The sequence below is a fragment of the Vibrio sp. V10_P2A27P122 genome (genome assembly GCF_963874335.1).
Lineage (GTDB): Bacteria > Pseudomonadota > Gammaproteobacteria > Enterobacterales > Vibrionaceae > Vibrio > Vibrio anguillarum.
In genome coordinates this window covers 40,322-50,139 of record NZ_CAWNHY010000288.1, presented here as the reverse complement: position 1 = coordinate 50,139, position 9,818 = coordinate 40,322, and the positions used below count along the sequence as shown (strand labels likewise).

General features: G+C 47.3%; 6 protein-coding genes. 1 reads left to right on the top strand and 5 read right to left on the bottom strand.

Annotated features, from left to right (window positions below; genetic code table 11):
- Window positions 1–213: 213 nt before the first annotated feature.
- Entirely contained in the window at window positions 214–3,006 is a 2,793-nt protein-coding gene (locus AACQ17_RS15755) for a M16 family metallopeptidase (protein WP_094147198.1), read from the bottom strand.
- Window positions 3,007–3,294: 288 nt separating this feature from the next.
- Between AACQ17_RS15755 and AACQ17_RS15750 the strand changes: the two genes are divergently transcribed.
- Window positions 3,295–3,783 carry a TIGR00645 family protein gene (locus tag AACQ17_RS15750; RefSeq protein ID WP_017045929.1) on the top strand — a complete coding sequence of 163 codons (489 nt, stop codon included), beginning with the start codon at window positions 3,295–3,297 and terminating at the stop codon, window positions 3,781–3,783.
- A gap of 66 nt (window positions 3,784–3,849) precedes the next feature.
- Here AACQ17_RS15750 and fhuB read toward each other — a convergent pair whose 3' ends face one another.
- The 4 genes from fhuB to AACQ17_RS15730 all read right to left on the bottom strand — a co-directional run bounded on the left by fhuB (window position 3,850) and on the right by AACQ17_RS15730 (window position 9,718).
- Window positions 3,850–5,817, bottom strand: coding sequence for a Fe(3+)-hydroxamate ABC transporter permease FhuB (gene fhuB / locus AACQ17_RS15745; protein ID WP_094147199.1), 1,968 nt, complete (start codon window positions 5,815–5,817; stop codon window positions 3,850–3,852).
- Complete coding sequence (locus tag AACQ17_RS15740; protein WP_094147200.1) at window positions 5,814–6,740, bottom strand: iron-siderophore ABC transporter substrate-binding protein; 927 nt, start codon at window positions 6,738–6,740, stop codon at window positions 5,814–5,816. Before AACQ17_RS15740 ends, fhuB begins: the two co-directional genes overlap by 4 nt.
- A complete protein-coding gene (locus tag AACQ17_RS15735) occupies window positions 6,731–7,516 on the bottom strand; it encodes an ABC transporter ATP-binding protein (protein WP_094147201.1) in 786 nt (261 codons plus the stop codon). Before AACQ17_RS15735 ends, AACQ17_RS15740 begins: the two co-directional genes overlap by 10 nt.
- A 105-nt stretch (window positions 7,517–7,621) precedes the next feature.
- On the bottom strand, window positions 7,622–9,718 hold the full coding sequence (locus AACQ17_RS15730) for a TonB-dependent siderophore receptor (protein WP_094147202.1): 2,097 nt from the start codon (window positions 9,716–9,718) through the stop codon (window positions 7,622–7,624).
- Window positions 9,719–9,818 lie beyond the last annotated feature (100 nt).

Below are 9,818 nucleotides of genomic sequence, written 5' to 3'. Positions count from 1 at the left end.
TCTAAATAATCGGCATGAATGCATTAAATTATATTGATTACATTTTAAGATAAATTAAAAACATGAAAAAACCTGATTTTTTATTCTAATTAAATGTAAAAACAAATATTATATTATCTATGTTTAAATAAGTGACATTAATCCAAGAAAAATATAACAAAGTGATAAGTTTCATCATAAAAATGAGCCCCCAATAGGAGGCTCATTTTATTTTTAGATTGCAGAGGTAGTGCTGGGTAATATCTTAACACTCAGTCGTTTGTCTGCTTGTAAATATTGATTAGCAACATGACGCAGATCATTCGTACTCACCTGATTGATGGCGTGACGAACCTCCTGCCAACGACTATAGCGATGCGGATAAGTTTGAGTTAACGATGCGACATCAAGCCAAAATACATTCTTTTCTGGCAGGCTATCTAACCATTGTAGAAGCGGTTGTTTCGCTCGTTGCAACATATCAGCATCAATGCCATGATCAGCTTTCACTCGAGACAATACCGCATCGAAACTCTCTTCCACTAATTTAAGTTGCGTTGTGTCTGTCACACTGAACAGCCCCAAATAACCAAATCCTGTGGGAAGAAAATCATTGCTGCTAAATGGGTAAGGTGAGTAACTCGCGCCAGCCTTTTCTCTCACTTCTTCCGTCAACAAAATACTGAGAACCTCTTCAAGCAGCATCAGTTTTGCGTAGTGTTCGGCATTCACCTTATCAGTCGTTGGCCACAGCCAAGCCAATGCCGCGGCATTGGCTGAACCTTGATGCTCAACAATATGTGATGCTGGCACTGGTGGAAACTCAACGCGCTCAACTTGCAGCTCTTTTTCTGGATGACGCGGCAAAGCGCCCAGTGTTTTAGCAACCGATCGAATCGTTTTCTCTTCGTCAAGATCACCCACAATGGCTATTTCTAAAAGGCCTTTATCTACCGCCGAGGCAAACACTGGAACTAATTCTGAAAAATGACGCTTTAACAGTTCCTCGTCATGGCTACGAAATCGTGGGTCGTCAGGGTGCAATAATTCAGGTAACACCGTCCAAAATGCCTCTTCTGGCGTCGTGTTCTGGCTGTTACTCGCTGCCAGTACTCGTTGACGAAATTGGTTCATCCCCTCTTCTCGCCAGCCCGGGCTCGTTAAAAATGCCGTTTGCAGTGCTAACTGTTGGTCAAGCGACGCTTGATTGGTGAAATCCTGACTCGCAAAACCAAGCGTTCCGACATTGAACCCCGTCGTCACATTGGCAGCAGAAAAGAGATGAATTAACTGCTGAAACGAATGCTGCTCTAACCCACCAGCAACAAAGCCATCATTAAACAGTGCCTGAATGCCCTCTTTTCTAGGTAACGGATATTCGCCAAAACCTAATGCAAGATTGAGGTAGATGACGTTTTTCTCTAACTCGGTTGGCTTGATGTTGAGCTTAACGCCATTGGCAAATTTCAACATCCGAATCCCCGTTTCGGGATCTCGCTTGTCGTGAACGAGCGTGCCCGCCTCACCAAATTCACGGTAGGCAAATGCCTCGACCGATGATATTTGATAAGGCTCTACTGGCTGTTTTTGGCTTTGTTCATATACATCGAGTAGCGTTTGATTGATTTTCTCAACCTTGTATGGCCCAGAAAGATAAATCCACGGCTTACCTTGCCAACGTTCTGTAAGCAGGTCGTGCAATCGAGCTGCGGTGATTTGAGGTTGATAAGCTTCAAAAAGAGCAAGCGCGAACGTCGGTTCAATCGGGACAAATTGCTGAGCATCACTTGTCACTAGGCCTTGCGCAATCGAAAAACTATGCAAGGTATCGCTACTTGCTGCTCTTTGCTGATAATCAGCATGCATTGCCTTGATCGCTTGATCAATTTCGCTCTGATTAAAGCCGTATCGAATCGCTTGTCGCACCGTCTGTTCAAGTAATGTCAGCCCATGCCGCCACTGCTCGGGCAAGGTTACCAGTGACAATTCCATCCGTGATGCGATACCGAAATCTTGTTCAATATGAACAAAAGCATTCGTTATCCCCTCTTGGTCTATCAGATGAGGAAGTAACCGTTGGTAGAGTAAGTTCGACAATATTGATTCAAGGATCATTTCATGGCGACTTTCAACGCTATCTGCTTGTCGCTCTTGTGGTGCAATCACACCAAGCGAAATTTGGGTCGGCAAGCGAGTATCAAAGAAAACATCGGCTTGCAAGTGTGTCCTTACTGCAGGCAACATCAAATGGTCAGCCCGTAGCGGTACCGCATCCCGGTGAGGTATCCAGTTAGAAAAAAGTCGTTTGATCTGCTCTTCGGCCTGAGCAACATCAAGGTCTCCCACCACAGTGATCGTGGTACGTTCTGGCGTATAAAAACGTTGATAGAGTGAACGTAACTGCTCTGAGCTAGCATGTTTTACTACATCGAGATCACCAATTGGCAAACGTTTTGACAAAGGGCTCCTCGGATATAAGAAGCTCAGCTGTTGACGATAATTCTCAACATCAGCGGAATTTCTCTCTTTCCATTCCGCCACAACAACCGGTTTTTCTTGCTCCAACGCCTTTGGTTCAAGCTTAAGGCGATCCGCAATCTCTCTCATAAGCCACAAACCAGTTGCTACTTTTTGTGAGTCTCCTTGAGCAATATTGAACTCATACACGGTTTGATTGAATTGAGTCACCGCATTGGTATCGGATCCAAAACTTAATCCTAAGCGTTCAAGTTGGCGAATCATCTCCCCTTCGGCTACAGAGTCCGAACCTTTAAACGCCATGTGTTCTAAAAGATGCATCAAGCCTTGTTCTTGATCTGACTCGACTAAAGAACCACCCGCAATGCGCATACGCATAATGACAGCATGAGCAGGTGTCGTGTTATGGACTAATTGGTACCTTAAGCCGTTTTCAAGCTGACCTTCGTGAATGCGATGACTTTTAGGTAACTCCGTCGATAGCGAACTGGCCGATATGACAAGCAGCAATAATAAGCTCAATGGGTGAAAAAATAGAATATTACGCAAATTAAGATTCTCAGTATGTATGGAACGACACTCATTCGAATTGAGCGCTTATTATCACCCATTTATTGAATTTATAAATACATCAAGACAATTCCATACAAAACAGTACAATATTTTCAACATCATGCAATGGTGATCAAACGCGTACCATGCCCCCTTGAATATCAGCTTGGCTGGCTTATATTGCTCTACAAAAACTTTGTGCAATAACGTAGCCAAATCACAAGAAAACACAGTATTATCACCCCTTATTCCACATACTTCGTGGAGATCATAAACGGAATAATTATGGAAAATATCGTCGAAAAACTACTCTATTCAGCACGCTGGATTATGGCCCCTATCTATTTGGGGTTAAGTTTAGTGCTGCTGGCATTAGGCATTAAATTTTTCCAAGAAGTGTTTCATCTGCTACCTAACATCTTGAGCACCGATGAAGTCAGCCTGATTTTAGTGACACTTTCTTTGATTGATATTTCATTGGTTGGTGGGTTGATTGTGATGGTAATGTTTTCAGGCTATGAGAATTTTGTCTCTAAAATTGATATCGCCGAAGAGGATGATAAGCTCGGCTGGCTCGGAAAATTAGACACAGGATCGTTGAAAAATAAGGTTTCGGCATCGATTGTCGCCATCTCCTCAATTCATTTGCTGAAAGTCTTCATGAACACTGAAAATATCGACAGTGAAAAAATCAAGTGGTACTTACTGCTGCACATTACCTTTGTCTTATCGGCCTTTGCGATGGGTTATTTAGATAAAATCACCAAAAAATAGCCGCAAGCCCTGTATTCACAGGGCTATTCGTTAACACTATCGATGCCAATGGTAAATAGACTGAGCTTATTTTGAACGATTGACCAACAGTAACAGCAAGAAATAGCTCCCACCGAGAATCGCCACGAGCGTGCCAGCCGCAATTTGCATCGGATAAACGATCACCTGTCCGAGCCAATCCGCCCACAACATTAATGATGCACCGACTAAACTTGCCACCAGCAGTTGGGTTTTACTTTGCTGTGCGCCTAGCATCATCGCCATGTGCGGCGCGATCAAACCCACAAACGACACTGGCCCCATCGTCGCCGTCACCAGCGCACATAACAGCGCCACAATGGTCAATAAAATCAAACTGGTGCTTTGCGCATTAACGCCGCGCGCACTGGCAAAACGACGACCAATGGAGATTAAAGTCAGCCAACGCGACAGTGCGATGGTGGCTGCGGCCAGCAACAGCACCAAAACGGCCAGCAATAACGCTTGATCAGGCGTAACGCGATAGGTTGAGCCTGCCAACCACTGTAAAATTCGATAACTGTCTTCTGACCCTTTAGCCAAGCAAAATTGCACTAAGGATTCAAGCAGTGCCGTGATGGCTATCCCGGTTAAAATCAAACTCGACGCGGCGTATTGATGGCGCTTACCCAGTACAACTAATGCCGCCAACACCAGCAAACTACCCAACAACGCTGTCACCCAATGGGCGGCTAACAAGCTTTGACCTAAAAAGAGATTGGCAAACACCAACGCAAACGTCGCCCCTGACGAGACCCCTAAAATATCTGGGCTGGCTAACGGGTTGTATATCAAACGTTGCAAAATGCTACCTGCTAGGGCAAGACCAATACCGGCACACAATGCGGTGAGCATGCGCGGCCAGCGTAATGACCACTGATAGCTGCTTGGCAGCGCCAATTGCCAACTGAGTTCGTTCATTTGAAACAACGTATGCAACCCAAGTGCTGCCAGCATCATTAACAACACCCCCAATAGTGCGACACGGCTTAATGATGCGCGCGACTGAGGCAGTGAGATAGTCAATGTATCTTGCGCCTTGAGCTGACGGCGACTAAACCAGATCAATGCGGGCGCGCCAATCGCCGCGGCTGTGATACCGCTGGCGATGACTTGCGTAGTCCATAGGCTCAACCACATTGCGAGCATATCGGTTAATAAAAGCAGTAACGCGCCAAGCAGTAAGCTCGAATAGAGCTCTTGTTTGGGCGTTCTTGCCCCCATAGCACGGGCGATGTTTGGTGTGAGTAGCCCGATAAAACTGATGACGCCCACCGCTGTAATCGAGGCTGAAACCAACCAAATCCCGAGCACCATTAAGATTAAAAATGCAGGAATGACAGGCAGACCACGAGCCGCAGCACCTTGATGACCTAAACGCAATAACGTCAGAACCCTTGGCGCAAACAGTAAAATCAATAAGGAGACCGATAACCGCGGCAGCAACCACTGCACCCAATCCCAGCCATTTTGCGCCAGATCGCCCGCGCCCCACATGAAGACGTTTTTGGCGTATTGTTCATTGAGTAGAATCAGTGCCGTCGCAATCGCGCCAAGTAGCAGGTTCACCACCATACCTGCCACAATCAACGGCAAGCCCGTCATGTTACGCACACCCGCAATCACCACGATCAACGCAAATGCGAGCAAAGCACCACTCATTGCCGCCAACGCGCTGTAACTGGCAACTAGGCTTGGAAAACCAATGTTGAGAATAATCAGCGCCAGCCAAGCTCCAGATGAGGTGCCCAGCGTCAATGGTGAAGTGAGGTTATTCTGCGTCAGTTGTTGCATCACACTGCCGACCAAACCCAACATCGCGCCCACCAGCAACGTCATCACCAAACGGGGCAATTGACCATATAGGAAATTGAACTCAGCAAAAGAGCTCGCTTCACGTTGCGCCCACAACAGTTGCCATTGCGTGACTAGATCAACGCCATTGCCAATTTGCACACTGAGCATCGCCGCAAGCAGCAGCGCACTACTCAGTGCGAGAAACACTTTTCCGTTCATGACTTAGGCGCAACCTCAAGCAAACTGCGTGTCAGCGCTTCTGCAATGTATTGTAGTGACATCGCACCGCCGTAGTTCCAGACACTCTCAACCGAGTTCACTCGCGCTTGACGCACAAACGGCATCGCTTGCCAAAGCATTGATTTTTCTAGCTGTGCTTGCTGGGCAAATGGCAAGAAATAGAGCACATAACCTTGCTCAACATACTGCAAATCCGTTAACCGATGTTGCACAATCCCCCACTCTTTGGCAGGCTGAGGCAGCGCTTCATGCAAGCCCAATTGCTTCAACACATAATGAGTGGTGGAGTTTTCACCGTAAAGGAACACCGAGGTTGGATTAGCAAAACGCATCGCCACCACCGCGGGTGTTTGATGAGAAAACGCGATGTCAATTTGTGCTCTTAACTGCGCAAAACGTTCCGTCATTGTGGTCAGTTTTTGCTCGGCGAGCGCTTGCTTGTCAAAGAGCTGCGCTAATTGGCGAAAATGGTCAATCGCGACTGCGCCACTGTCATCACTGGCTTGAAAATTAGAGAAATAGAGCACCGGAGCAATGCGCTCTAACGGTGTGATTAAATCTTGCTGCGGCGCAGCAGCGAGAATGAGATCTGGTTTCAGTGCAGCAATTTTTTCCAAATTGGGTTCAACGCGCGTGCCGATATCTTCTACCCCTTGCGGCACTTGCGGTTTGACAACCCAATCTTGATAACTGGCAAGCTCTGGCGCGCCAACGGGTGTGATACCCAGTTCAATCACTTGCTCAAGTAAATCCCAATTGAGCACCACCACACGTTGTGGCCGCTGCTGTAGAGTTTGCTCTCCGCGGCTGTCGTGTACGGTCAATGGCGCGCTAAAAGCGACACTCGAAAAAACAGAGAGTAAGCCAGCAACCAGCCAGCGCTTTACAAGGTTTAAGCACATACAATCGCGACCTTATGCGTGTGAGAATCTGAATTGGACATTGGGTGATCCAGCAGTTGGATCGGCGTTTGATAAAGCGCCGATAAACGTGCTTCATCGGCCAATAAAGAGGCATCGCCTTCAAAAGCAACCTTGCCCTGCTTGAGCGCGACAATGTGGGTCGCGTAACGTAGCGCAAGGTTCAGATCATGCAAAATGACGATAATTCCGCAGCTTTGTGTTTGGTTTAATTGCGCAAGCAGAGCCATTAACTGATATTGGTGCTGCACATCTAACGCCGAGGTTGGCTCATCTAAAATCAGCACCGGAGACTGCTGCGCCAACAGCATCGCCACCCAAGCGCGTTGCCTTTCACCGCCAGACAATTCATCTGCCAAGGTATAGGCAAATTCAGTGACGCCGGTTTGGGCGATCGCTTGATCGATGATCACTTCATCCTGATTTTGCCAGCGACCAAAAGGACCACGCCACGGAAAACGCCCAAGGCGCACTAACTCTCGTACCGTTAACCCCGCTGAAGTTGGCAATTTTTGTGGTAAAAACGCCACCGCTTTAGCCAGCGCTCTGGCGCTGAGCTCGGCAATCGGCTGCTGGTTAAGTAACACGTCGCCACGGTCAGGTGCTTGCTGACCAGAAATCAAACTCACCAGCGTGGATTTACCAGAGCCATTATGGCCGAGTACCACAGTTAACTCTGTGGTGGGAATATTCAGTGATTCAATGGATAAAATGCTTCGTCCACCGCGTACCACTTGAACATTTGATAAGGTAAACATCACTCTCCCCCAAAAATCGAACCACCTAAAACACACATCCCCGCCGGCGCGGGAATGTTCAAAAACCGTCAAACTCACCTTCAGCGAAGGTGAGTTCATGCTGGCTTACCAGCGGTAATTCACGCTTGCCACCATACGACGTGATTCGCCGTAATAGCAGGTTCCGAAATCACAACCAGCAAGGGACTCGTCATCCAAAATATTATTGAGGTTAACCTGCACATCCCACTGTGTATTGATGGCGTAGCTTGCCATTGCATCCCACAGCATATAAGCAGGCACCTTTTTATCGAGCGAGGCATCCACAGACGTTCCGGTATAACGCACGCCAGAGCCCAACGTCAGCCCCTCAATCCCAAGGCCTGCAAAATCATAGCTCGCCCAACCTGTCGCTAAGTGGCGCGGAATCATCGACTTGCGCTTCTGGCTCGTTCCTTCACCCGTATGAGCATCGAGATAGGTGTAGCTGGCATTCAGCATCAGATTCTCTGTCACAGCCATGCGAGCTTCCACTTCGAACCCTTGCGTATTGGTTTTTGTGCCCGATTGACTGGTGGTTAACGCGCCATTGCTGCCGACGGTAGAGGCGGTTGCGTTTTTCTGATCGATATCAAACCACGCCAGATTGACATAGCCATCGAGCCAGCTTGGCATGTATTTCACACCCACCTCGGTTTGGTTGCTCTCAACGGGTTTGTAGAGTTTGTTGGTGGTAAAATCTAAGCTGCTGATCACATAGAAAGATTCCGAGTAGCTCACATAAGGTGACAAACCGTTATCGGCTAAATAGATCAAACCGCTGTTTAATGACAGTTGGCCATCATCAAGCTCATCTTTATTCAAACCTTTGCTTTCAACATCAATTTTGTCGTAGCGGCCACCTAAATTCAGCACCCATTTCTGTTGCCACTTCGTTTGATATTGCGCGTACACTCCCAGTTGCTGTTTGACAATCTCATTGTCATACAAGCTGCTTGAGAGATCAGGCACATTGCCGTAGGTCGGATTAAGGCTGTTGATCACGCCCACCAGTGAACCAGTGCCATTACCCAGCCATTTATTTTGGTGATACTGAATGTCAAACCCGGTCAGTAAGCGGTGCTCAAATTGGCTACTTTGCCACTGTGCTTGGGCGTTGTTATCTAAGGTTACGCTGTGTGCATCACCATCATTGATCAAGGTATAACGTGCCAATGTGTATGGGTCGCTGTCTTGCCAAGCATTTTGATAGGCCGAAGAGCTTCGTAGGTACAGATCAACATAGGCGTAGTTGAAGTTTTGCTTGAGGCTCCAAGTGTCGTTCAGTTGATGAGAGAGTTGGTAGCCGAACGACAGTTGTGTTTTATCGAAATCATCGTGATCCGGCTCGCCAAAGTTGCGGTTAGGCGCAATCGTCTCACCATTGGGCAGCGCCACTAATGTGCCATCGCTTGGGAAGAAACCGTTTTGTGGCACGCCGTTATCTTTCAAGAAAGTGGCCATCAGCGTTAGCGTGGTTTGATCTGATAAATCGATAGCGTAGCTTGGCGCAACATAAACGCGCTGGCTCTCAATGCCATCCAGTTCACCCTCTTTTTGATTAACCATCGCCACGAGGCGGTAGCGCTGGCTGCCATCTTGGTTGGCCCAATCGGCAATATCGACACCCAACTGCTGGTAATTTTTATTCCCCACCGACAGAGATACGGAATGCTGCGCGCCATCAGTCGGCTTTTTCTGCACCACGTTGGCAATACCGCCCGGCATGGACTCACCATACAGCACCGAAGACGGGCCTTTCACCAATTCAACTCGCTCTAAACCAAAGGGTTCAACCGTCCAAGCAAAGAAACCTTCTTTATAAAGACGGTTACCATCGAGATAGACACTCGGTTCAAAACCACGCACAAACATCCATTCGGCGTCGTTATCCGCGCCATAAGGTGAGGTGTATCCCGGCGTATAGCGCAATGCTTCATCCAGTTTTTGTACGTTATGCTGGTCCAGTTCATCACGTTCAATGACAGTGACCGACTTTGCAGTTTCTTGTGTCGGGGTATCGACTTTCAATGCCGATGCCGTTACCACGATCGTGTCTAAAACTGGTGGCGGTGTTTGCTCAGCTTGTGCCGTAGCCGAAACCATGAACAGACAAGGTAATGCGCTGATTTTTAATATGTTGTGAATTGCTGTCCCCAGCAAGCTTGGGCGAATGAGATCCATTAAAGGATACCTCCTGCTTTAATTAGTTTGAGAAACGTTTTTATTATCATTATTATTGCCCGTCATTTTACTGATAAATTCAATATTTAACAGATAAAAA

Excerpts from the sequence above, each read along its gene's own strand:
- AACQ17_RS15750 (WP_017045929.1), top strand. The coding sequence starts at position 3,295 with ATGGAAAATATCGTCGAAAAACTACTCTATTCAGCACGCTGGATTATG.
- fhuB (WP_094147199.1), bottom strand. The coding sequence starts at position 5,817 with ATGAACGGAAAAGTGTTTCTCGCACTGAGTAGTGCGCTGCTGCTTGCG.
- AACQ17_RS15740 (WP_094147200.1), bottom strand. The coding sequence starts at position 6,740 with ATGTGCTTAAACCTTGTAAAGCGCTGGCTGGTTGCTGGCTTACTCTCT.
- AACQ17_RS15735 (WP_094147201.1), bottom strand. The coding sequence starts at position 7,516 with ATGTTTACCTTATCAAATGTTCAAGTGGTACGCGGTGGACGAAGCATT.
- AACQ17_RS15730 (WP_094147202.1), bottom strand. The coding sequence starts at position 9,718 with ATGGATCTCATTCGCCCAAGCTTGCTGGGGACAGCAATTCACAACATA.